Origin of the sequence: Shewanella sp. SG41-3 (genome assembly GCF_014164545.1) — a bacterium.
GTDB classification, from domain to species: domain Bacteria; phylum Pseudomonadota; class Gammaproteobacteria; order Enterobacterales; family Shewanellaceae; genus Shewanella; species Shewanella vesiculosa.
The window spans coordinates 450,294-475,771 of record NZ_JACJFJ010000002.1 but is presented as its reverse complement, the minus strand read 5'-3'; the positions used below and the strand labels follow the sequence as shown (position 1 = coordinate 475,771).

The following is a 25,478-nucleotide window of genomic DNA, read 5'->3' as shown; positions in this document are numbered from 1 at the left end:
GTAACGCATTGAACACAGCTAATTGCTTGTCAGCTTGTTTGCCCTCTAACCAGGCCATAAAGTTTGCGGTTTTGATTGAGCTTTTAGGGCTGTTTGCGAAGCGAATATGGTCGCGACCAAATTTAGTCCACTTATTTTTGCCGCGGCTTAATTAGTGAGAATCCTAACTGGAGTGAGCTAATCCCGCTTACCCAGTGCACATTAGCTGAGGCGAGGGTAGCTCGTTTTCTGGCCGATACTTGGTAATTTGTCCTCAAGTATCCGGTAAAGCAAATGTATTTGTGGTGTCGATTGGTTTAATGCCGCGAGAGTTAAGTGATAGTGCTGCAAATGTTTTGAGTCGATCTTGAGGCTTTAATCATCATAACAACACAGGCAAGCTATGATTAACCTAGACATAGGATTGAGTTTTAAATATCACAAATTATTTTGGAATAAAAAATCTCAGCAGCAAAAATTATTGTGCTGCCGAGATTGTGTTTGCCTATAGTAGTTAAGCTTATTAACCGTGAGCGATATTTATTAGCGCTATGTATTAGGCCTTTGGTGTGACGGTAACACTTGCATCTTTACCAGTGTAAGTGATTGATACATCATAGCTTTTGTTATCTTTGTCTGTTGCGGTAATTTTATCAGCAGCAAACTTGCCTTCAAGGTGCATGGCAGTTAATAGCGTGAAGCTTGTTGCTTCAGTTAATTTTGGAACCGTTAACTGTAACTCTCCAGCAAGATAAATGCTGTTTGTTGCATTAATGCTGGCATTGTGGACTAAATCCAGTGACAGGATTCCGCCGTCTTGCACTAAGTCACTTACCTGTAACGTACCCAGTTTTGCATCGGTTGCGCCTGCTGCAATTGCAACAGACAGCTTGCCGTCTTTTTGGTACACAGTATTAGTGCCAAATGCGCTTGCTGAAGCAGCGACTAAGCCACCTTGTTCTAGTAATGTACCGCCGCGGTAAGTGTTGTTACCTTCAAGATATAAGCTACCAGTGCCAACTTTTTCTAAGCGGCCTTCACCAGAGATATCATTACGCCAAATATCTTTCGCTGAAAATCCACCAGCACTGGCATCCATATCCACGATGATATTTTGATTAAATGCACCGTAACCATCAGCAGCAGTAACTAAATCTATACGTCCCCAACCACGAGATTGATTGATTATCGGATAATTAGACGCAATTTCAGTCGTCGCTAATACTGCACGACGTTGCTCTGCAGTTAAGTACGGTAGGCGCGTTTCTAACAGCTTTTCGGCACCTTTTGGTACTTCAGGTGCTTTTGATGCTTCTGGTAATGGATTAAAACCAAACGTCATATAAGCACGATATTTGGCTTTCATTGACTGTTGGTCGGCATATTCATCACCGGCGCTACATTTTACTTCATTATTGGTCGTACAATGGGCAAAGTCATTGATTGAGTCATAACCTGCGGCATTCGCTTGAGCTAGAAAGTAATCATGGGCTTGAGTAACAGCATCGCTGATCAAATTGGCATTGTTTTCATCGTTTAGCATTGCGGCTGTAATTGCCGTTGCCATAACGCGTCCACCAATCACATCAACAGGGGAGTGCATACCAGCAACAATGCGGTTTTGTCCTAAATCACCCGCTCGAGCAACCATTTCGGCAAATCGCTCTGGCATTGCATAAGCAAAGCCTAAACCACGGTCAAAGGCTTCTGCGGTATGACCGCTTGGGTAGCCGCCATCTTTAGCACGACCTGATACCCACATTTGGCCACCGGTCGCATCACTATAGCCTTCTGAATACGAATTATTGCCTTTGTCGGTGTAGATAGAACGTGCAGCACAGCGAAGACCATCAATAGCGGTCACTAAGCGATTCGCAGCAGCAGGTAAATCGTAGTATTTGACAGTAGTGCTGCCATCAAGGTTGTAACATGTTAATGGCGTTAATTCGCTAAAGTCGGTGTATGAGGCAACTGAGTAATCCGCTAAATTAATGCGCCAAGGTCTTGGTGAATCAAAGTGGTATTTAGGAGCTTCACTTGATGCGCCATAAGAGGCAATCGCGTTAAGCATGTTGACAACATTTGCCAGTTTTGTGGCTGAACCGTCGATTTCTGTGGTGCCATATCCGGTATTAGCCGCATCAACTTGATCACCTAGATCTTTATTCATTAATTTGCTGCTGTCAGTAATGTTGATCACTTTTCCGCCAACGGTAACATCACCATTGGCGTTTACTTTGTAAGGTGATACTGAGTTGGCACCGACTCGATAGGCTGCCGTTAATGGGCCAAGACCTGAGGTGATGCTGAAACCTTTGTCACGTTGATCGTCTAAATACGCATTAACTAATACTTGTTTGTTGTTTCTATCTAGATCGGGTTTAGCTTGTTTTGGTCGGGTTAACGTGGCGACGTAATCGAAGTTTTCTTGCCAGATTGTGTTGTTTAAAATGGCATTATTAGCAAAGTTAAGTTGCATTGCTTTAGATGTGCTTGTCGATGCACCGCCGTCAACCCCTGCATAGGCTTCATAACCTTCGGCAACCTTTAGACTATTTGAACCTGTGCTGGCCCAAGTATCATCACCGTGGGTCCAAATTGCTTTAAAACCACTTAAAATTTGCAGCATTGGACTGGTTGTTTCATCCAAGGCAACAACATTATGTGTATCATTCGTGATCGGAATATTACCGTCTACGATGGCGATATCAGAACCTGATAGGTCAGGTATGGCAATCGTTTCTGAGTAAGAAGTACCTACTGGTTCGCTTGGTTTTACGTAGGCATTATTATTATCGTCACTTGAATTACATGCAGTTAATGCACAAGCAATCGCCGTTAAGGTGAACATCTTACTTGCAGCTGAATATCTCATAATGTTGTTACTTTCCTTGAAGTGATCAAATTAGGATCGTGAGTTGTGAACTGACAATGGAAAATCCGCTATAAAGCAGCAGGTTTGCACTGTAATGCTAAAGAATGACAATTCGATTAAGGAATCATGACTATGCAGCGACAGCGAGATAGCTTATGTAACAACATGTTACATAAAGAGGGCTGATGGGATAGGCGACTTACTTATTGGAGAACAAGGTGAATATTTTATCTGCTTATATTGGGTATTCACTGGTGTTAAACCAGAATATAAGTAAGATTTGCTACAATCGCGGTGCTGCGAAAGTGAATTTCGGTTCGTTTTAGGATTAATCAATGATTTTAAGCCATCGGTAGCTTAACCCAATTAAAACCTTTACAAGCTTAGATATTGATGTATTATACAGTCTGCTCTGACATTCAGAGTTATTAATGAACATTAAGTAAAAGAAAAGCCTTAGAATCTCTTCGTTATCGTTGTTATCCTCTGTGTTTCCCTTAGCTTCATCGTGACATTCAATAATTCAAGCTTGAGCGCATCGCATTATCGCGACAGATTGATTAATTTTAAATATATAAGGGACAACAAAATGTCTAATAAAACAACTGGTTTAGTAAAATGGTTTAACGAAGATAAAGGTTTTGGTTTTATCACTCCTGATAACGGCGGCGCTGACGTGTTCGTTCATTTCCGTTCAATCACTTCAGAAGGTTTCAAAACTTTAGCTGAAGGCCAAAAAGTTTCTTTTGATGTTGAGCAAGGCCAAAAAGGCCCACAAGCTGCTAACGTAGTAGCTGTGTAACTCGACGTTATAAAGATAACGCAAACGGTTTAACGACTGTTTGCGTTTTTTTATGTCTAAATTTTAGTATTTCTATTAACTGTTACCTGCGTTAAGCAAATTTTCAACCTATCTCCCCGATTGTTTTATCCACTGTTATCCCATGCTGTACATTATCTCCTGGTCACTGACTTCTTGTGTCGAGCGTGAGGCAATCTTTGTTATTGCGAGTTGAGGTTATGTAGAGTTATATAGCTGATGATGAATTTATCGGCCATTTATAAGTAAAGTTTTTATTATTTTTTACTGTTAGCTGTTAATATAACAACGTTTTTTAGGCATACATATTAAGGATAATAGATGCAATCAATTCGAGTTAAACTGCTAGCATTTTTTTCTGCTCTACTTGTTTCATTTCCGACTTTCGCGGTAACCAATTGGGTTAATTTTGACATTATCAATGGCCATATTAATCTTCCTGTGACCATTAATGGTATTGAAGGTCGGGCCATTTTAGACAGTGGTTCTCAGCTCAATGCGATTAATTTAAGCTTTATCAATAAATATAATCTTGAGTTTGATAAAGGCAGTAAAATCGATGTCAAAGGCATTTATAGTACTGAATCCTCTCAACTTTATAATAATGTCACGGCAAACTTGTTTGGTGCCAATATTGAACTTGATCAATTGGCTGGTTTACGTTTAGGTCACTATGATGTGGAGCTTTTATTAGGCGCAGGTCTACTGGAGAAATTTATTTTCCAGATAGATTATCCCAATAGTCGTTTGAGATTATTTGGAAGAGATTCCATTGATTTAGCCAAACTTGAAAACATTGACATGCAAATGGATCGTGGCACTGGTCAACCGATTGTGAGAGTCGAGCTTAATGGGGAAAAGAATGCTTGGTTGATCCTCGATACTGGTAATAGTGGTGGCTTGTTTTTAAAACGCACTCTTGCCACCGACTCTGATTGGTTAACGCATTACGGTGCGCAAGCCACAAACTCATTTGGTGTCAATAATGCAGGCACAACGGAGAGTTTCCGATTGCCAAAAGTTAAGTTCGGTCCTTTTACGATTGAAAATGTGCAAACGAGCGTGCCAAGCGAAGGGCAGATTGAGGTGATTACAGGGCAAGATGATCGCAACAGCATATCCCATATTAAAGGTAAAAATATTAAAGGTCTTCTTGGCTTTGATATTCTTAAGCACTTTGTGTTGACCATAGATTATAAATCTGGACATATGCACGTAGGCTTACCTGAAGACTCTTAATCCAACTCAGATTAAATTGAGTGTGCTTGACGATATTGTAATGTCATTAATCTTGCATCATCCCGTGTGATAGAGACGTTATTTTTGTCACACGGTTATTCAATGTAATCAGCTTCATCCATGTCTTTTGTGTGTTTTTTCACCTCAACAAATCAGTATCTTGCCAACTTTTGGTTAATTAACCCAAGACTATTGGGTCAAAAACACCGATAATTCACCTCAATTAGATTAGTAGGCCGTTTGGCCGCGTAAGACTGTGGACATATTCAATGGAAATCAAAGTAAACTTTCTCGACAATTTGAAACTCGAAGCCAAATTTGACGACTTTACCGTTACGGCAGACCAACCTATTCGTTATAAAGGTGATGGCTCAGCTCCAAGTCCTTTTGATTATTTCTTAGCTTCGTCAGCGCTTTGTGCTGCCTACTTTATTAAGGTTTATTGTAAAGCCCGTGATATTTCTACTGAAAATATCAAGCTTTCGCAAAACAATATTGTTGACCCAGAAGATCGCTACAACCAAATTTTTCAAATTCAGGTTGAGTTACCAGACGATATTTCTGACAAAGATCGTCAAGGTATTTTACGTTCAATCGATCGTTGTACTGTTAAAAAAGTGGTTCAAACTGGCCCAGAATTTAAAATTGAAACCGTTGAAAACCTTGATGCTGACGCCAATGCCATGCTGATGGGACAACCGGCTGGCGACACGAGTACCTTTATTTTGGGCAAAGACTTGCCACTCGAGCAAACCATTCAAAACATGACCCGTTTATTGGCTGATTTGGGCATGAAGATCGAAATATCTTCATGGCGCAACATAGTGCCTAACGTATGGTCGTTACACATTCGTGATGCCGCCTCACCTATGTGTTTTACTAATGGTAAAGGCGCCACAAAAGAAAGCGCACTATGCTCGGCTTTAGGTGAGTTTATTGAGCGTCTTAATAATAACTTTTTTTATAATGATCAGTTCTTTGGTGAAGAGATCGCCAATAGCGAGTTTGTGCATTATCCCAATGAAAAATGGTTTGCACTGGAAGAGGATGATGCACTTCCATCAGGTTTGTTAGATGAATACTGCTTAGATATTTACAATCCAGATGAAGAGTTATGTGGCTCGCACCTAATTGATACCAACTCAGGTAATACTGACCGAGGTATTTGCGCGATTCCATATACCCGTCAATCTGATGGTGAAACGGTATATTTTCCGTCTAACTTAATTGAAAACTTATTTCTAAGTAACGGCATGAGCGCGGGTAATAATCTGCAAGAAGCGCATGTACAGTGTTTATCTGAAATTTTTGAGCGTGCTGTAAAACGTCAAATCATTGAGCAAGAAATTGTACTGCCAGATGTTCCTATGACAGTACTTGAGAAATTCCCTAGCATATTAGCGGGTATTAAAGGCCTTGAAGAACAGGGTTTCCCTGTCGTGGTGAAAGATGCTTCGTTAGGTGGTCAGTTCCCAGTGATGTGCGTCACTTTAATGAACCCTAGAACCGGCGGTGTATTTGCCTCGTTTGGTGCGCATCCAAGCTTTGAAGTGGCGTTGGAGCGTAGTTTAACTGAACTATTACAAGGCCGCAGTTTTGAAGGCTTAAATGATGTGCCAAAGCCGACATTCAATAGTATGGCCGTCACCGAGCCTGAAAACTTTGTTGAGCACTTTATTGACTCTACAGGGGTTATCTCTTGGCGCTTCTTCAGTAGTCAGTTTGACTATGAGTTCTGTGAGTGGGACTTTAGCGGCACCAGTGAAGAAGAAGCCGCAGGCTTATTTGGTATTTTAAAAGCCATGGGTAAAGAAGTGTATATTGCTGAATTTACTGATTTAGGTGCATCAGCTTGCCGCATTTTAGTGCCTGAATATTCAGAAGTGTATCCTGTTGATGATTTGATTTGGGACAATACCAATAAAGCGCTTCATTACCGTAAAGACATCTTGAACCTGCACTCACTAAGCACTAAAGCGTTATCTAAGTTAGTGAATCGCTTAGAAGAGAGTCAATTAGATAATCAGACCGATATCCGTACTTTAATCGGTATTGTGTTTGATGAGAATACGGTTTGGGGCCAGTTAACCATTATTGAATTAAAAATTCTGATTTACCTCGCATTGGGTTCTCATGAAGATGCGATTGAGTTAGTTGGTGAGTTCTTGCAGTTTAACGACAATACAGTACAACGTGGCTTGTTTTACCAAGCTGTCAATGCTGTGCTTGAAGTGACCCTAGATGACGACTTAGAGCTTGAGCATTTTATGGGTAACTTTAACCGCATGTTTGGTCAAGAAGTGATGGACAATGTGGTTGGTTCGGTTAATGGCACAGTGCGCTTTTATGGCCTAACAAAAACTAGCATCAAGCTAGAAGGTATTGAGCCACATTTACGCTTGATTGAAAGTTACAAAAAGCTACACCAAGCGCGGAAAGCTAAAGCGGGTATTAGTGCTTAGTTAAGTATTAGACCGTGATAAATTTGATAGAGAAAAAGCGAACCTAACGAGGTTCGCTTTTTTATTGTGGCAGTTACCTTATTTTTATTGCTGATGTAAATCGCTGTCTGTTGTCGTGGCTCGAGTTAGAGCCTTGTCTTCAAGCTTGTCGATGGGGACCAAGACTTGTTGATGATGACTATTTAAGTGCTGAGAATAACCGAAGCTCAACACGATCGATAAATGAGTTTACAGTTAGGCTATTTAACTTTAGGTTAGTGAATAATCAAAATATGAATGTGTGTAATAACATGATGTTATTTACTAACAAACAAGGACGATAAATGAAACTGTCACTTTTATTGATTGGATGTATTATTTGCAGCCCTGCATTAGCAGATAACCCATTACCACCTATTTTAGATTTTTATCCTCAATGCGTGCCTCAGGTTATTAACACTGCGAGTAATAAAATCATTTATGATATTGATCCTGCATTGGCGACTTCTTCTACGTCCGGTGTAATGGCACATAGAGAGATGTATTTACAGCGGGCATTGGTGGATATTCAGCGCCAAGCTCAAATCGACAATGCTGATGCCGTGATTATCCAACGGCTCAATGTTACTGGGGTTGATAGAAGCATTAATCTTCAAGATAGCAGTGGCAAAGTAAATTCCAACATAAAACAAATTCATGTGTCATCTACTGTTGAACACCTTAAATTGTGTGATGATAAACAACTCACCGCTAATTCAACCCCCTATAACAGTAAAGGTAAGGCCGTTTCATTTACTGAAACCGTAGTGAAGCTTGCTTTACCTGAAGATGGCAGTTTATTCACACAGGCACAAAAACACAGTGCGCCCGATGCCGCCATTACCATTGATAGCGCTTATGGAGTGCATATAGGTGATAGCGTTGACGGTTTGCAAAGTGCGTTAGGGCCGCACAGCATTCAGTTGCAACTCAGTGATGGGACAATCGCTTATGGTTATGGTCGTAACTTATGGTTTTTTGTGAAAAACGCTTATGTCGTAATGATTTCACAAGACCCAGGACTAGTAAATAATCATGGCAAAAACCAAATTGCATTAAGCGAGAATTATGACAATGATGATTGGATTATTGAAGGTAAAATCCATCCTGGTGATAAACAGGAAACCGTAGCGAAATATTTATTACTCAATAAACATAATGGTGATTACCGCGTTACGGATAAAAACAGTCAGCTGATATTACAGTTTGAAGATTATAATGAAAGTATAACTAAAGCCGCAGTGTCTAGACTTAACCGTTTTGCCATTATGCCCTTAGTCGATGCCAGTCATAAGCCTCAAGTGAACTTTGCCAATTTTGATAATATTGATATTGCAAAGATTATCGCACTGGATCATAAGCAGACTTATACCTTGCAGCCGCAGCAGCTGGTGAATCAAATTCAGCTTAATGAAAACGGACCTAAGGTAATAGTAAACAGCAACGTGTTACTTGGGTTTAATGAGCAAGGTACGATCAATAGTCTTAAGGTGACTGAGTCAATGTTTGAACCGCAAGACATCAATGAGTTTAAAAAAGTATTAGCGACTTATCAAATCCCTACCACCAAGACGGCCTTCTTGGCGCGTTATCCTGATGCCGAAGATAACTTTGATAATGTCATGATCACTAAAGGGACAATATTAATGTCGGTTAACTTTGATTCCTATGACGATGATGCTGAGTTAATTGATTTAAGCATCGTTTTTTAATATTCATATTATCCTGGAAGGTATATCGAACGCCTATGCTCAGGGCATCGGCGGTACCTTATTTATTCTCAATGCGCTAAAATATGTGGTAAACGAGTTAAGCCTATTGGGTAATAAATGAATATTGAAAATGATGTGATCGACAATTTAGCTGAATTAGAACGCTTTTTACTGTCGGTGGAAAAGGGCGGTTTAGGTTTAGAAGGCGTTGCCGGTGTCGGTATGGCAACCAGTAATGCCGATGGTCGTCATTTTGTTGCGGTATTTGGTGATAACCACAAGCTATTACTCGGTCGCTGGGTGACACCTGAGGTCTTCGAAAACGGTCAAGACATAGTTAAAAATGGGGTTAAATCGAAGCACTGATTAATTATTCCCCCTTTAAAGCCTTGTGACAAAACAGGGTTGGGTTTATGTCATGTTTAAACGCTAAAGTGTGTTTTAATCTGTTTTGGTGATGCTGTGACAACTATATGGGTGTTATCTAGCACGTAGTTAGACGATACTGTGTCTTCAGAAGTATTGCGGTTCACATTAATTATCACTGTAATGATGAGTAAAATACATAATTTAATCAAAATATTATCTATAGATAGATGTTTTTTGATTTTTCGTCTTAACGTGGATTTTGGTGCCTGACTGGCAGAGTATGATTGATTTGCTTTTTTATGTTTATAGATAATGTCACGCGCGATACTTTCTATGTCATCTCGGTCTAGCTGGGTCGCGTCATCTAATGTGTTAAGGTAATCAAATGTTATTTCTTTTACTACATAGCTACTAGTTCCGAAGCGTTCAGCATCTACTTTAAGAACCTGCTGAATAATTTCATTAATAATAGTATTAGATTGATTATTTACATATTGCTGCATTGTACTTCATCCTTGAATTCTTGCCGATAAAACAGAACAACTATCACCCTAATCTAGTGATGAGAAAACTTTACCAGATAAGACTGGAGAATTAAAGTGAGTGTTTAATTTTTTTGTTCATAATACTATGATTATTAATGCTTTAGCCTTAGTAATACAGACGACGTTGCATCAATATAAGCGCTGTCGTCGTAATACCTCGTTATAACTTCGTACTCACTTACTGTAAATTATTTCAATTTCAGCGGAGTAATCAAATCGTAACTATTTCTAGATTACTTATCTGAATTGGTTGAGCCAATTTTATGAATGGCTAAGTCTGCACCAATAAATTCATCTTCTTGGCTCAGGCGTAAACTCGATAGTTTATTCACTAAGCCATAGATGATAATACCGCCAACTAATGCGACAACGACCCCGGCAATAGTGCCAACAAGTTGCGAAGTAAAGCTCACTCCGCCAAGACCACCTAAGGCTTGCTGACCAAAAATGCCTGCAGCAATTCCCCCCCAGACACCGCATAAACCATGTAAAGGCCATACACCTAAAACATCATCAATTTTACTGCTGCGTTGTAATTTGGTGTACACCAATACAAATAACCCGCCAGCCACACCGCCAACCACAAATGCGCCAACCGGATGCATTAAATCAGAACCGGCACACACAGCCACTAAGCCTGCTAGTGGTCCGTTATGAATAAAACCAGGGTCATTTTTGCCAACAATAAGCGCCACAATAGTGCCACCCACCATGGCCATTAAACTGTTTACTGCCACTAAACCGCTGATCCCGCCAAGCGTCTGTGCTGACATGACGTTAAAACCAAACCAGCCGACAATCAGCACCCATGAGCCTAAGGCTAGAAACGGAATGTTCGATGGCGCAAAGGCAATGCCGGGTTTACGGCCGCGGCGGGCGCCAAGCAAATAAATAGCGACTAGTGCTAACCATCCGCCCATGGCATGGACGACGACAGAGCCAGCAAAATCATGAAATTGAGCACCAAATTGGCTGTCTAACCAAGCCTGAAAACCAAAGTTACCGTTCCATATAATCCCTTCAAACAGGGGATACACAAAGGCAACAATCAATGCTGAAGCCAGTAAGAAAGGCCGAAAGCTCCCGCGTTCAGCAATCCCCCCGGATACAATTGCTGGAATGGCTGCTGCAAAGGTTAATAAAAAGAAGAATTTAACCAGTTGATAACCGTTATCTGTGCTTAATGCTTCTGCGCTGACAAAGAAGTGGTTACCGTAAGCAATTTGATAGCCAATGACAAAATAAGCTAGGGCTGAAAAAGCAAAGTCGGTTAAAATTTTTACCAAAGCATTAACTTGGTTTTTGTGTCTTACAGTACCCATTTCTAAAAATGCAAAGCCAGCATGCATGGCTAACACCATAATTGCACCAAGTAAGATAAACAAGGTGTCCGCGCTTTGTGCAATTACGCCAATAGCATCACTAATATTATTCATTTTAGTTTCCACAAAACAATTCTCTATTAAAATTCATGCGTTTATAGAGCAAAAATCATTCCTAAATCACAGGCCACCTATCATTTAGTTGATCTCTCGTGGTGCAAACGTATGAAAATATTGCTTAAATAATCTATAAAATGTTCAATATGAGTGCATTTTTTGGGCAGGTGAATGCTGAAAAGTAACACGTATGACTGATAATTATGCTGTTAATGCTTTAGTTTGGTGCATTGTCGCTTGCATTTGGTGCGTTGCATAATCAGCCGATTAACTTTATGTTAACAATATTATTTAAGATAAATCGTTTAAGTAATCAGTCGACAATCAGACGTTTTATGACTGTTCGAGTTTACGCTTTTGGTTTCTAGTTCTTAATGTTAGGTTCTTAATTCCAATCGTTAGAAATCTTAATGCTTTATCAGTACTAACAAGTCACTAGCATGCCCAATAATAACTAAAATGGCGGGAGTAATATGACAGCAGTAAGAGTGGCAGGCGTGGGGATGATCCCCTTTTGCAAACCGGGCCATCATCAACCGTACCGAGTTATGGCGGCTAAAGCGATTAGGTTAGCATTAACCGATGCCAACCTTGATGCTAAATTGATCGAGCAGGCTTATGGTGCATATATTTATGGCGATAGTACCTGCGCTCAGCATGCATTTTACGATGTCATTCAAAGCGGTATTGCGATCATTAACGTCAACAATAATTGCTCTAGTGGTTCGACAGCGTTATTTTTAGCGCGCCAGGCGGTATTGTCAGGCCAAGTGGATTGCGCATTAGCATTTGGCTTTGAAGAAATGCAACCTGGAGCATTGGGCTCTCACTGGACAGACAGAGAAAGTCCGTTCGAGCGTCTTGACCCCGTGTTACAACAATTCAATGCCCCACAAGGCCCAATCGCACTTCGCGCCTTTGGTGCTGCCGGGCGTCACTATATGGACCAGTATCATGTAGGCGCTGATATTTTTGCTAAGGTAGCTGAAAAGTCGCGGCGTCATGCATTACAGAATCCGTACTCTATGTTTTCAACGCCATTAACTTACCAGCAAGTGCTTGATGATAAAGTTATCTATGATAGTTACTTAACTCGGCTTATGGCATGTCCACCAACCTGCGGTGCTGCTGCAACCATAGTGTGCAGCGAGCAATTTGCTCGCAAACACGGGATTACATCCAAGGTAAATATTATTGCGCAGGCAATGGCGACGGATACCGAGCTGTCGTGGCAAGATCCAATTTATGCCGTTGGTAAAGGCATGACACAACGGGCAGCTGAGCAGGTTTACCACCAGGCCGGTATTGGTCCTGCTGATATCGATGTGATTGAGTTACATGACTGTTTTACTCCTAATGAAGTGATCACGTACGAAGCATTAGGTTTATGTGCTGAAGGCGGCGCTGCAGAATTGATTGCCAACGGTGACAATACCTATGGTGGCCAATACGTTATTGGTCCCTCTGGGGGCTTGATGTCTAAGGGGCACCCTATTGGTGCGACTGGGCTAGCACAATGTACTGAATTAACGTGGCATTTACGTGGCCAAGCCGGAAATAGGCAAGTGGATAATGCCAAATTTGCCCTACAACACAATGTTGGCTTAGGTGGTGCGGTGGTGGTGACCTTATATGGCGTTTAACTAACGGTTTTATTGCATGCTGCGCTACATTGCCGTCGATATATGAGGGAAATGAAGCGCAACACTGTGGGCCGTTCGTTAACTGGCTTTTTTACGACTAAAAGTACGGCGGGAAAAGGTCACCACACTGAATGAAAGAATCAAGGTGCCAATAAGCGATACCAAGGTGATCAGCATGACATAACTGGCAGGCATATTAAGTCCATCATGTAATGGTCTAACAAAGCTAGCCACTTTACCTGCAAATGATCTGTCACTGTGTTTGAGTACCGATTCAATTGTACCTTGTTGGTAATTGATGCTGATACGGTCGGCTTCTCGTAACCAAACACCCTGATGTTGATCAAATTGGATGCTGTATACCAGCTGTTGTGGCATGTCGCTATCAGGCTGTGGGCCTTTATTCGGTGTTGAGCGAGGCTTACTCACAGAGATCAGTTCTGCCTCAGGCCAAATTTGCTGTGCGCTAGTGAGCTGACTTAACCAATCGTTTGCTTGGCTAACAGGATAAGCAACTTGCTCGAGTGCGGCTTTTGGTTTGAGAGCACCAGTCCATAAACTGTTATAAGTAATTAAAAAACCACTGACACACAATATAAATAACGGTACTGAAATGAACAGTCCTAATTGAATATGGCTTTTAAGCAAACTGCTTGAGCGAGTATTTTTAGGCAAGCTCTGCTTTAGTCGAAATCCCTTACGAACTCGCCACCACAGATAAATACCAATTAAGGTGACAATACCGCCAGCCAGCGAAGCCCAAGCATTGATGTATTTACCGCCATTATCGATCAGAAAATTACGATGTAACCAGAAAGCCGTTTCATAGAAAGGTAAATCAAATGAAGAGCTACTGCTGAGTTCATTGAGTTGATTGTCTAGGGCTATCGCTTTACCCCGAGTGCTAGCTTGAATATATGGAGTATGCTCGGTCGGAAAACGAATGGTACTCATGCTAGGGTAGCGTTCGAATAAACGGCTTACCGTATCGGCTTTTTGTTCAAGGGTGAGCGGCACAAATGCCTGACCTTTGTTGTCTGTGCGTTTAAGTAAATCAACGCTCCCTAAATAAACGCCTGTCGTTAATACAATTAGCATTGTGATACTAATGAAAAAACCTACCCAGTTATGAAACCATTTTAACGCCGAAACCATGCTCATTTTGTTTACTCTATTACACACTGTCGAATTGCAGCTGGTTATAAACCAGCTGATTTTTATTGTGTTTTCAATTTAATCATCAAACCACAATCTGGGGAATGATAATTAATCTCATTTAATTATTCAATTAAAGAAGTGTAAAGATGGCGTGATTGAGTAGGTTTCAAGCTTTACTGTAATTCGCCGTGCGGCTATTTAACCCAAGCTAAGGTTAATTGATTTACTGACCACTGTGGTTAAGGTGTTTACTGACAAATCATCACTCTTTGTAGGCTGGCGCATTATAACTCGCTAGCATGGACTCTTAATATGACCCCTGATATGACCGCTAATACCAATGCCAGTGTTTACACAAATGGCATTGGTATTATTTACGCTTAGTCATAGATTTTTTGTGAAAGAGTGTCTGTCGACACTCTTATACTAGTGCCACATTAATCACTTGTTTACTTGATGGCGTAATGATCACCGGGATCGATTTTGATGTTGGGGTAGATGAACCGACTCCGACACTGTTAATGGAGACTAGCGGATTTGTTTCAGGGTAATAGGCGGCAATGTTACCGCGCGGGATATCATAAAAAACCACACTGAAGCCTGATACTTTGCGAACGATGTTGTCGTTGGCGATAGACTGTATATCAATAAGTTGGTCTTCAACGAGATTAAGCTGAACGGCATCTTGTTGGTTCATGAACAATACATTCCGCTTGCCTTTAATCCCGCGATATCGGTCGTCCATGCCGTAAATCGTGGTGTTGTACTGGTCGTGAGATCGCAGACTTTGCAGTAACAAAATAGGGTGTTGTTCGGCGGATGACTGAGTTGTTTGTGCGTTGCTTGAACAATCTGCGATGACAGAATCGGGCAACTCACTCGGATTAAATTGAGCTAATTGATTACTGGTATTCCAAACCAGCTCAGCTGCGCTATTGCCGAGATAAAATCCGGCTGGTTGTTCGATTCGTTGATTAAAATCGTTAAATCCAGTAATCGTGTTTTCAATAAGATTGCGGATAAGGCTATAGTCGTCGCGCAGAGCTAGCCAGTTGAGCTTATTGCCTGCATGACTTTGATTGGTATGGCTGTGATTGAGATGACTGAAGGTAGCATGAGCCATTTGGGCGACAATATCGATTTCAGATAAACACTGTTCTGAGACGGGGTCGGTCATACCTGTTGACGCATGAACCATGCTGAAGGTGTCTTCAACGGTGATTTTTTGAATACCGCTAACTTGCTGGTCTAATTCGGTGCGACCTAGACAAGGCAAAATTAATGCATCGTGAGTCACTTGTAAGTGGCTGCGATTAAGTTTGGTGCTAATTTGCACATTGAGTTCAGCATTGCGCATTGCTTGGTAAGTAAAGTCGGTATCAGGTGCCGCCGCTGCAAGATTACCGCCTAAGCATATTAACACTTTACTCTGTTTACTGTGCAGCGCTTTCAGTGCTTCAACCACATTGTGGCCCGCTAGGCGCGGTAAGGTGGTAGCAAAGTAATTATCCAATTTATCGATAAAATCGGCAGATGGCTTTTCATTAATGCCCATAGTGCGGTTACCTTGCACATTACTGTGACCACGGACAGGGCATAATCCAGCGCCTTTTTTACCTATTTGACCACACAGAAGGTGCAGGTTAATCACTTCGCTTATGATGTCGACCGAATGCTTGTGCTGAGTTAACCCCATGGCCCAGCAGCTGATCACGGTTTTACTGTTACTGAACAGCGTGGCCGCTTGAATAATCTGTGCTTTTGTTAGCCCAGATTGTTGTTCAATTTTATCCCAGCTCGTGTGCTTAACTTTGTGTTGATAGTCTTCAAAAAACGCACTGTGCTGTTGAATAAAGTCATGGTCAATTTTGTCTGGACGTTGTTCAATAATAAATTTAGCCATACCGCGTGCTGCTGCCATATCGCCGCCCAACTTAGGGGTTAAATACAAGTGACTAATGGTGGTGGCTGCTGGAGTGAGCAATTCTATGGGATTTTGTGGACTGGCGAATTTTTCTAAGGCGACTTCTTTAAGATTATTAAAGGTCACAATTTTACAGCCTTGCTTGGCAGCCTTACGCAGAGTATTCATCATTCTGGGGTGGTTGGTACCAGGGTTTTGGCCAAACACAAAAATGGCTTCAGCGGCGTCAAAGTCTTCAAGTACCACGGTGCCTTTACCAATGCCGATTGATTTTGTTAGTGCAACCCCGCTGGCTTCATGGCACATATTAGAGCAATCGGGAAAATTATTGGTGCCATACAGCCGCCCAAATAATTGGTAAAGATAAGAGGCTTCGTTACTGGCGCGGCCAGAAGTGTAAAACTCAACTTGATCAGGGCGACTTAAGCTGTTGAGCTTGGTGGCGATGATCGAAAAAGCTTCAGACCAGGTAACCGGTTCATAGTGATCGGTGACAGCATTAAAGCGCATAGGTTCGGTTAAACGGCCCTGATACTCTAACCAATAGTCCGTTTGTTTTGCCAGTTGGCGCACTGAATATTGGCTGAAAAACTCGCGTCCAACTCCTTTACCGGTCGACTCCCATGCCACTGCTTTAGCACCATTTTCGCAAAACTGAAATGCACCTTGTTTGTTATCACCCCATGCACAACCTGGGCAATCAAAACCATCGGTTTGGTTAACGCGAAGTAAGTTTTTGAGATTTTGCTTGGTCTGTTGACTACGCAGTACATGAGTAAACGTCGCTTGCAGTGAAGGAAAACCACCGGCTTTGGTTGGTTTTTGATAATGACTAGACATTGATTTCTCCGATAGGGCTCAGCGATAAACGGTTAACATCGAAATGAGCATCGTAATTTGAATAATAAATAGGCGCTGAATACTTGGGGATGTGAATAATATTAAGGTTATATTGTAGTGCCAGTTTGACTGCGAGTTGGCTGGGCGAGGCAAGACTAATAAGGTTATTAGCGCCAAAAAGAACCGCTTTATGGATTAACTCACTACTGCAACGACTGGTAATTAATAAGGTATTACATGATGTTTCTTGAGTCGTGGTTGTTTGCCTTAGTAACATGCCGATAAGTTTATCGAGGGCATTATGGCGGCCGATGTCTTCACGACAGGCAACAATATCACCTTGTGCTGTTAAGCCCAGGGCAGCGTGTATTGCGCCACTTTGCTGCGCTTTTATTTGGCTGTCAGTTATACGCTGTTTCAGGCTTTCAACATCAGTAATGTCAATGGGACGGGTGATGGGCAATATGGATAATTGTGGCAGTGCATGTTCTATTGCTTCAACCCCGCAAATCCCGCAACCGGTAGCCCCAACGAGTCGACGTTTTTTACTGTTTAAGGCGTATAGACAACGATTAGAAATGGTTACTTCAATAATAAAGCCGTTATCAGATGGCGTTATTTGAATATCATGCACGTCATGATCGTGTTGAATAATCGCTTCTGAAAACAAAAAACCAATGGCAAAATCTTCAATGTTATCTGGCGTTACCATCATCACGGCATAGTTAATGCCGTTAATGCTAATGGCCGCCGCCGCTTCCTCTACCAGATGTTCTATGGGGGGTAACCATTTGTATGCAGCATTCATGGGCGTAGACTCAAAACGGGATCTTAATCACAGTTTAGTGACCGCTAATGCACAAAGCCAATCAAACAAATTTATGCGGTGATAGTTTTTATCTATTAATATGTTGAAATTGATAGCTAGTATTTAGGGCGAGGGATGAATCTTAGGCAGTTACATTATTTTTATGAGCTAGCAAAGTTTAAGCATTTTGCTAAAGCAGCCAAGGCTTGCCATATTACTCAGCCTACCTTATCGGCCAGTATCACGGCTTTAGAAAAAAGTTTTGGTACTGAGCTGGTGGTGCGTGGCAGTCAGTTTGTCGCGTTAACCGATGCTGGGCAGATTGTGTTGCGCTATGCTGAAAAAATGCTCTTGGATCAAGTGGCGTTAAAGCAAGAACTCAGTGTATTTAGTGGGCCGTTAATTGGTTCTCTTCGGATTGGTATTGTGCCGCAGTCGAGTGTGGATATTATGCCGATCATTAAACAATTTAATGAGCTGCATCCTAATATTACAATTACCTTGTTGGTGACCACTAATGAAAAGCTCATCGAGCAACTGACCTTACATCAAATCGACATAGGTTTGGGGTTTGATGACAATCTTACTGAGGCGAATCGGCGCACATTTTATTTTTATCCTCAAATGGATAACGATATGGCCTTGCTAGCAAGTCAAACATTAGTGTCGCAACTTGATACACCACTGAGCGATGGGGCATTAGCCCTTAAGGATTTGCAGCAAAGGCCATTGGTATTGTTAAGCCAAAATATGCAGTTTAGGCAATATATTGATAATGCGCTGGCACAATCTCAGTTACGTTTTAATGTGGTGTTAGAAACTGATTCGCTATTTCATTTAGTCAGTGCGGTAAAGCACGATATTGGTTATGCCATTGTCAGTAGTGGTATTGCCAAATCGGCTGAAAAATTATTTAATTTACATTATTGGCCATTGCAACATATTCAATCAGGTAACACAGTGTTTATTACCCGTAAATACAGTGTGTCGCCAGCAATGAACGAGTTTGTGAGTTTGATTAATACGGGCTAATTTCTGCCTTTGTTTACCATTTGAGCGCCATGCTAGTCAATCTATGGTGGTGAATATGATGCATCACACTTGATTAAGCTTGGCTGGTGACATCCTAACGGCAGCAAACATCAACCCCACTTAAGACAACAGTATTTTTGATAGGTTATTGGCGCTTTAAATGATTAGCAGTTAACTGTGGTTTATGTTTGCTGCTAGCCTGTGAATGTTGATATAATAGCGGGCTAAAAAATTATCTATTCACAGACTTTTTTATCTCGCAATCACTGCCACATCGCCTGCAGGAATAACTATGATTAACCACTTTAGTGTGCTGGGCGTTAGACCCAATGCCAAAGAAGATGACATAAAAAAAGCCTATAAACGTTTATCGAACAAGTACCATCCTGACAAGTTACTTGGGGCGTCTGATGACGAGAAACAACAAGCATCGGTTCAGCTCCAACGAGTCAAAAAAGCTTACGAAGTGTTATCAGATAAAAAGCAGCGAAATGCGTTTATCAATGATTTCAATAACGTAATTGTCACTGATCCCACTGCCGCAATGCGGGAGTTGTGGGACGAATATTATTCCTGAGTATCCCATGGCTAAACATCTTAATATTTCACGCATTAATGAGCTAAAAAATAATGCCCATGACAATATCGAATCTTATAACGATCCTGATACGCCCAATGCACTAGCAAAGTTTACTAGCCAAATCAGAGCGATATTGTTGGCTGATCCTGGGATGCTCGATTCTGTCCCTGAATATTTACCGGTAGCGCTTTATGATAGAGTCAAGTTCTCTCCTGAATCAAAGCGTCAATGGGCACATTGGATTAGCTTGAATATTCATCCTAGCTGGGATGAGTTTAAAACCACGATTGCATTTAACAATGCCGATCTACCACTAGCACTTGCGGTACGCAAATACAGCGAAGATCTGCTCATTGAAAGTTGTGCTGTGGTGTATTTGTTGGAGACGCAGGGAGAATCAGCGCCCAAGCAAATCGCTGATGAGGATGATTCTGATGGTCTTCATGAGCATGAGCGTGACGAGAACGATGACGACAATGACTATGATAGCGATGAAGAAGGTTATTATGACCAATATGATGAGGATATCGAATGAACAGTCTCATTGAAATAACCGCCGCTGAAATACAAGAGCTGGCGAATGTTGAGCCTAAACAGGCAAGCAAGAGATTTGAGTTAATTGCGTCGTCAATGTCTGATGATCAGTTGGTTGAAGTTATAGAAAAAATGGACATAGTTACGCTGACGCAAATTAACAGTCAGCATGATATTTCGTGTCCATCGATCATGTCTGAGCTTATGTCGCCAGAACAGATCCGTGACATCGTCTGCCAGCAACCGCTTTACTGGGAAGAAAAAATCAAGAGTAATGCTGAAGAGTTAATGCATCATACGTTTGATTTTATGACTTACCTTATCCGTATCCAGGACAGCGAAGAAAAACAAACTGCTATTTTAGAATGTTTGGCTGAAGACCCTGCAGCACTGTTTTATCTATCGATCCCATTTATTGAGCTTATCTTAGGTGGAAGCAGTGATGATGAAGATGAGATTAACGATACTTTTGATGATGAAGCGGATGAGGAAACCGTAGGGTATTCTGATTGGCAAGCCGATGAAGAAGCTCATAGTCTGAGCATTGATGATCCGCGAAGTTTGCTGGCGCTGATCCGCGATAGAGCACCTAATGTCGAGAAGTCGATCAAGAACATGCTGCGTAATACTGGCTCTGACTGGCAGTTAATTATCAGCCAATTTGCTAGCGAATTAGTGATTCAGGCGAAAGAAAAGAACCAAGTCACTGACGAGTATGCTGAAGTTGATGACATGTTTAGCTTTCTTGATTAAGGGTTCTGCAAATGCAATTGGTATTACGTGACGAAAATCAGGGTCCCTATTTGAGTCGGGTGTTGGCTTATGGCCGAACCGAAGATGTGCTTAGTAATGAGCAATTGGGACAGATCAAAGCGAAAGCCATTTTGATGAGCCTTAAGTTCGCAGATAAGTTTTATAACAAGTATAAAATGCATTTGCTTGAAGAAGCGGCGCAAGATGTGATTGGTATTGTGAGTATTGGTTTGATGGCGTTGTCGAACCAAAATCAAGATATTGCTATTGCGTTGCTGCTCAATGATGACGGCGTGGTTAAGTCGTTTCAGAAAGGCTGGGGTATGCTAACTAAAGTGAGCCAGTACAGGCTTCATGGCAAATCGGTTTATGGCGATGTGGATAAAATCTTGCTTGATCAAGTGTCGAGTCCACCGGATTGTGATGAGTGGCAAGGTTGGGTTTATTATCAAGAAGCCTTAACCGAGCATAATCGCCAGCAATCTATTAATGCATTGTTAGCTCAGTTTTATATTTCTGGCACCTTTGACCCTATGGATTATATCAATCTGGAAAGTACCTTAGCAGAAGCTGTGCTTTATCGGATATTTTTCGACGGTAAAAAAGTGCGCCCAGATCTTAAACGGCGTATGACGAGTGTAGAACTTCAGCCGCAGTGGTTTAGCCTCGAATTTATCGAGCAACAAACTAAGCTCGCCCTGGCTGAGTTACCTAAGGAGCTTGAAGCTGCTATCCGTTTGGATTTAGGTAAAAACTTTAACTCTGCACTGCTACGCACATTAAATTTCTCTCGAAGTTATCAAGAGTTGGCTGCTCAAAATGCCTCTCCTGAGCGATTAGAGCGATTTGAATACAAGGAAGGTTTAGTCGGTCTTCTTGGTTGGCCCATCTATATCGTCATGTAATGTCACTTTAGGAAGCTTACTTGTGTGTAAGCTTCCTCTATTCGCTTGGTATCTTATTGGTTTTGTGCCATATTTTAGTTCTAGCCATCATCTTGTCGTTACATGTTTTCGAGAGAAATACCGCTCAACTGAGTGATAAGTGACTGTATTTAAAAGTTAACTCATTACTAGCTTGTACGTTAAGTGTTCCTTAGGCCGAGTCTGCTGGCCATTTTTTGTGTTGATTAACTGTCTTTAGGAGCCATTATGTTCAGTAGCCTACGCGCTTATCGTTCGTCAATTATATTGCTGGGTGCTTTATTGCTTGGTGGGCTATTCGGTGGCTTAGTGCCTGAACTCGCCATAAAGCTCAAGCCGATAGGGCAAATTTTCCTTAATCTATTGTTTATGATCATCGTGCCTCTGGTGGCTGTGAGCGTGATGTCATCTATCGCGCACATGACGGATTTAAAGAAATTAGGCGCGATACTGGTGTCGATTATGCTGGTATCAATTGTGATGGCAATTATTCCCGCTGTCGGTGTCGTATTGCTGGCGTTAGCGTACGATCCTGCCCAAGGCGTGACACTTGATTTAGCCAATACGGTTGATGCTGCATCAGGCGGTATGGATTTTGTTAGCTTGTTAACCACCAATGATTTTGTCGGTTTATTGTCTAAATCAAACATTTTAGCTTTGATCATTATGTCGGTGATTGGCGGTGTGGCCATTGGTCAATCAGGTGAAGATGGCCAGAGAGTTGGACGCATGCTAGACAGTTTAAATACTGTGATCATGAAAGTTATTTCGCTATTAATGTATGTTGCGCCTATTGGGCTTGGAGCTTATTTTGCTGCGACCATGGCTAGCCAAGATACTGAGTTAATGGGCACGTTTGCTCGAGCTGTTGGATTATTTTTTGTCGCAATGGCGTTATATATTACCTTAGGTTCAACCCTATACGCATGGATTGGTGGCGGAGTAAAAGGGGTTAAGCAGTTTTGGCAACATATGCTTGAACCCGCAGTGACGGCATTAGGCACTAGTTCATCATTAGCGACATTACCTGTGACCATTCGCAGCGCCGCTAAAATGGGCTTAAACGAGCAAATTGCAGAGATTAGTTTGCCATTGTTAGTGAATCTTAATAAAGGTGGTGCAGCAGCGATCACTGCGCTAAAAATCGTGTTTATCTATTCGCTATTAGGTCTCGATTTTACTCCAGATGTGTTTATGCTGACGATTTTGATTTCGGTATTGTCTGCATTTATCATTGGCGGAGTCCCGGGAGGAGCATTTTTAGGCGAAATTTTTATTGTGACTACCTTAGGTTTACCGATGGAAGTTATCCCTATTTTAGTGGTCATTGGTGCAATCACCGATGCCGCATCGACAGTGATTAATGTGGTACATGATTTAACCGCGACCCAAATTATTCAGCGTATTAATGGCAAACATTATGTGCCTAAAATACTCGATAGCGAGCTGAGTGAGGCAATTAATAAAGCCAATTAAAAAGCTTACTATGCTATGTCACTGCTTGATATTGATTATGCAGCGGCATTTATTAAGCCACTGCCACGCAATTGCGCCCTTGTGATTTAGCTTTGTATAAGGCTTTGTCTGCACGCTCTAATATGCTGTCAGCAGAGTCTTGTGAATTGTATTGTGCAACGCCTAAGCTTATTGTGAGTGCCATACCTTGAATATTTTGCTTGGCGACATATTGGCGTAATCTTTCGGTTAGCTCTATGGTGTCATTTAAGGTTGTATTGAGTAATACCATCACAAACTCTTCACCTCCCCAACGTACTAATAAATCATCATTGCGCATTTGGCTTTGGAGTAAATGCGCCAGTTCACATAAGACTTTATCACCTACCAGATGACCGTGATTATCATTGATGCGTTTAAAATGATCGATGTCGATCATCACTACCGAAATAGGCGATTGAAAACGAGATATCAGCTTAAGTAACCTTGGTTCGGTGGGGGTTTTATCATCTACGCCTATATCAATCGATGGCGATTTATTATCTCGGCTGTCAGAATCAGGCATTACGTCGTTATTCACGGCTTTAATGGTCAGCAGTTGTTCTAGAACCTTATCGAGTTTGTCGCGGTTATACAGCCCGGTGAGTTTATCTGTTTCAGCCATTTTTTGGATTTCTAAATTGCGAAGTGCGAGCTTCTGATAGCCGGAAAAACGAGTTTTTTCGTAAAACCTAATCAGTAAAACTTGTGCTATACACACTTCGATAATATTAAATAAGGCTTGAGTTCTAATCGTTACAGGCTCAGGGTCTTGAGTTTGCTGGTACACCAAAAAAGCACATACGGCGAAGGTGAGGCATGAAATTAGTGTTCCCCATTTCCGTCCTATAAGAAAAAATGAAATCAGTGGGACGAGCGTTGACCAAAATAATGAGTAGGATTGACCCTTAGCTGAAATGGCAAATAGCATGATTAAGCTGCTTACCATTATGGTGGTCGCCCAAGAGGCTATTTTAACACGTCCTGTTTTGCGGAAATGGTAGAAAATAACAAATGAAATACATAACCCAACACTATCGAGTAAGGTGTATTCCAAGCTGTTAAAATACAAAAGATTAATCAGGGCAAGAATGAAAAAGTAGCTCATTGTAATCAGCAATGTATAGCCGATTAATTGGACTCGCCAGTAATCGGGATGATCTGGTGGATATTGGGCGAATTGTTTTAACCAAAATTTCATCGTAAGCAAATTCCAAAGTAAAATTCTATCAATGCTAACCGTTAAGCCTGGTAATAATAGGGGCTATATTTCAGATTATGCGAGCACCAGCAATAATGATTATGAGAGAAAATATAATAATAACGGCCACCTAGTCAGTTGTTTTATGTGCTGTGGTATCGAAAAAAACCTATTATTGTATGACTCGGTTAAAACAGACTTAACTTGATGATAATTAGCGTAGAGCCCCGAGATAAGCTGTTTATTGTATGGCTGATGGATATTTCTTTTGATTGTCTTTAGTTCAGCGGCAAACCCAACAGCCCCTAATGCTCAATAATTTGTCTGTATGAGTATAGGCTATTTTAGCTATGCCATTGTCTATATTGATAATCACTAAGGTGACATTAGTTAGCTTCACTTTTTGAGTGAGTATATTTTGCAATAAACGGGTGTTAACTTGTTTGTAAGCAGCTATTGAATGAGTGTATACGCACACTTGAAGCCTGAGCTCTGGCACAGTATCATGCGCTTTTTATTGCGATGAGCCCGTATAATGCGCTATTTAACCACTCGTTATCATACTGATACTCCAGCAGAATTTATTGATGCCAATCAAAAAACTATGCTGACTCGTATTGCTGCCCGTGCAATTGTCATTCGTGATAATCAAATATTGATGCTTTATACCCAACGCTACCATGACTATTCATTACCAGGTGGTGGAGTCGATGCGGGCGAGGAGATAGAGCAAGGGCTCATTCGGGAGTTACAAGAGGAAACCGGCGCGCAAGAGATCCGCAATATTAAGGAATTTGGCTTATATGAAGAATACCGCCCATGGCAGCGAGAGGGTTATACATCGGTGAACATGCTGTCTTATTGCTTCACTTGTGAGATCGATAGTCAGCTGGGTGAGACTCAATTTGAAGCCCATGAAATCAATAATGGCATGGTGCCGGTGTGGATTGATATTGATGAGGCTATAGCGCATAACTTAGATACGATTGCCAATAGCAGTAAAAAAGGCTTATCGATTGAACGAGAAACCTTTCTACTGAAGCTGATCAAACAAGAGTTACTGTGAGTGAGGCGTAAGCTACTCGTGAGCCTGTCATCAGTGAGTGCGGGCGATAATCAAGTCATTCTCA

Annotated in this window: 20 protein-coding genes; 13 read left to right on the top strand and 7 right to left on the bottom strand. The window is 41.4% G+C overall.

The genetic code is table 11. The features are described 5' to 3' along the window. Positions 1-535: 535 nt before the first annotated feature. Positions 536-2,854, bottom strand: a complete 2,319-nt coding sequence (locus tag H5164_RS05315) for a phosphatase PAP2 family protein (protein WP_182755108.1) — start codon at positions 2,852-2,854, stop codon at positions 536-538. Between the two features lie 589 nt (positions 2,855-3,443). On the opposite strand from H5164_RS05315, the gene H5164_RS05310 reads away from it, so the two are divergent. The 5 genes from H5164_RS05310 to H5164_RS05290 all read left to right on the top strand — a co-directional run bounded on the left by H5164_RS05310 (position 3,444) and on the right by H5164_RS05290 (position 9,471). After that, positions 3,444-3,656 carry a cold-shock protein gene (locus H5164_RS05310; protein ID WP_011636218.1) on the top strand — a complete coding sequence of 71 codons (213 nt, stop codon included), beginning with the start codon at positions 3,444-3,446 and terminating at the stop codon, positions 3,654-3,656. Between the two features lie 339 nt (positions 3,657-3,995). Continuing rightward, entirely contained in the window at positions 3,996-4,913 is a 918-nt protein-coding gene (locus H5164_RS05305) for a pepsin/retropepsin-like aspartic protease family protein (protein WP_182755106.1), read from the top strand. Positions 4,914-5,182: 269 nt separating this feature from the next. Further along, positions 5,183-7,375, top strand: a complete 2,193-nt coding sequence (locus H5164_RS05300) for an OsmC domain/YcaO domain-containing protein (RefSeq protein ID WP_182755103.1) — start codon at positions 5,183-5,185, stop codon at positions 7,373-7,375. Positions 7,376-7,698: 323 nt separating this feature from the next. Next, entirely contained in the window at positions 7,699-9,105 is a 1,407-nt protein-coding gene (locus tag H5164_RS05295) for a hypothetical protein (RefSeq protein WP_182755101.1), read from the top strand. Positions 9,106-9,222: 117 nt separating this feature from the next. Next, positions 9,223-9,471 (top strand): hypothetical protein, encoded by a 249-nt coding sequence (locus tag H5164_RS05290; RefSeq protein ID WP_124015488.1) that lies wholly within the window; start codon positions 9,223-9,225, stop codon positions 9,469-9,471. Between the two features lie 56 nt (positions 9,472-9,527). On the opposite strand, the gene H5164_RS05285 is transcribed toward H5164_RS05290, so the two are convergent. Both H5164_RS05285 and H5164_RS05280 read right to left on the bottom strand, forming a co-directional pair. Further along, a complete protein-coding gene (locus H5164_RS05285) occupies positions 9,528-9,977 on the bottom strand; it encodes a hypothetical protein (RefSeq protein WP_124015489.1) in 450 nt (149 codons plus the stop codon). Between the two features lie 275 nt (positions 9,978-10,252). Next, the gene (locus tag H5164_RS05280) at positions 10,253-11,455 is read right to left on the bottom strand and encodes an ammonium transporter (RefSeq protein WP_182755099.1); all 1,203 of its coding nucleotides are present in this window, start codon (positions 11,453-11,455) and stop codon (positions 10,253-10,255) included. 476 nt (positions 11,456-11,931) lie between these two features. Between H5164_RS05280 and H5164_RS05275 the strand changes: the two genes are divergently transcribed. Beyond that, positions 11,932-13,101: a lipid-transfer protein gene (locus H5164_RS05275; RefSeq protein ID WP_124015491.1), complete on the top strand. Its 1,170-nt coding sequence runs from the start codon at positions 11,932-11,934 to the stop codon at positions 13,099-13,101. Between the two features lie 78 nt (positions 13,102-13,179). Here H5164_RS05275 and H5164_RS05270 read toward each other — a convergent pair whose 3' ends face one another. The 3 genes from H5164_RS05270 to fdhD all read right to left on the bottom strand — a co-directional run bounded on the left by H5164_RS05270 (position 13,180) and on the right by fdhD (position 17,831). Continuing rightward, positions 13,180-14,262: a PepSY domain-containing protein gene (locus tag H5164_RS05270; protein ID WP_182755097.1), complete on the bottom strand. Its 1,083-nt coding sequence runs from the start codon at positions 14,260-14,262 to the stop codon at positions 13,180-13,182. Positions 14,263-14,680: 418 nt separating this feature from the next. Beyond that, complete coding sequence (locus tag H5164_RS05265; RefSeq protein ID WP_182755095.1) at positions 14,681-17,023, bottom strand: FdhF/YdeP family oxidoreductase; 2,343 nt, start codon at positions 17,021-17,023, stop codon at positions 14,681-14,683. Then, complete coding sequence (gene fdhD / locus H5164_RS05260; RefSeq protein WP_124015494.1) at positions 17,016-17,831, bottom strand: formate dehydrogenase accessory sulfurtransferase FdhD; 816 nt, start codon at positions 17,829-17,831, stop codon at positions 17,016-17,018. Before fdhD ends, H5164_RS05265 begins: the two co-directional genes overlap by 8 nt. A 135-nt stretch (positions 17,832-17,966) precedes the next feature. Here fdhD and H5164_RS05255 point away from each other — a divergent pair, with 135 nt between their 5' ends. From H5164_RS05255 to H5164_RS05230, 6 genes are all read left to right on the top strand, one after another. Then, on the top strand, positions 17,967-18,863 hold the full coding sequence (locus tag H5164_RS05255; protein ID WP_182755093.1) for a LysR family transcriptional regulator: 897 nt from the start codon (positions 17,967-17,969) through the stop codon (positions 18,861-18,863). Between the two features lie 292 nt (positions 18,864-19,155). After that, positions 19,156-19,440 carry a J domain-containing protein gene (locus tag H5164_RS05250; protein WP_124015496.1) on the top strand — a complete coding sequence of 95 codons (285 nt, stop codon included), beginning with the start codon at positions 19,156-19,158 and terminating at the stop codon, positions 19,438-19,440. A 7-nt stretch (positions 19,441-19,447) separates the two neighbouring features. Continuing rightward, positions 19,448-19,978, top strand: coding sequence for a hypothetical protein (locus H5164_RS05245; protein ID WP_182722656.1), 531 nt, complete (start codon positions 19,448-19,450; stop codon positions 19,976-19,978). Then, positions 19,975-20,730 (top strand): hypothetical protein, encoded by a 756-nt coding sequence (locus H5164_RS05240; RefSeq protein ID WP_124015498.1) that lies wholly within the window; start codon positions 19,975-19,977, stop codon positions 20,728-20,730. The genes H5164_RS05245 and H5164_RS05240 overlap by 4 nt, the downstream gene beginning before the upstream one ends. Before the next feature lie 11 nt (positions 20,731-20,741). Next, the gene (locus tag H5164_RS05235; RefSeq protein ID WP_182755091.1) at positions 20,742-21,635 is read left to right on the top strand and encodes a hypothetical protein; all 894 of its coding nucleotides are present in this window, start codon (positions 20,742-20,744) and stop codon (positions 21,633-21,635) included. Positions 21,636-21,881: 246 nt separating this feature from the next. Next, positions 21,882-23,129, top strand: coding sequence for a dicarboxylate/amino acid:cation symporter (locus H5164_RS05230; protein WP_182755089.1), 1,248 nt, complete (start codon positions 21,882-21,884; stop codon positions 23,127-23,129). A 52-nt stretch (positions 23,130-23,181) separates the two neighbouring features. On the opposite strand, the gene H5164_RS05225 is transcribed toward H5164_RS05230, so the two are convergent. Next, the gene (locus tag H5164_RS05225; protein WP_220492651.1) at positions 23,182-24,348 is read right to left on the bottom strand and encodes a diguanylate cyclase; all 1,167 of its coding nucleotides are present in this window, start codon (positions 24,346-24,348) and stop codon (positions 23,182-23,184) included. Positions 24,349-24,883: 535 nt separating this feature from the next. Here H5164_RS05225 and H5164_RS05220 point away from each other — a divergent pair. Then, positions 24,884-25,414 carry an NUDIX hydrolase gene (locus H5164_RS05220; protein ID WP_124015502.1) on the top strand — a complete coding sequence of 177 codons (531 nt, stop codon included), beginning with the start codon at positions 24,884-24,886 and terminating at the stop codon, positions 25,412-25,414. Positions 25,415-25,478: the final 64 nt, after the last annotated feature.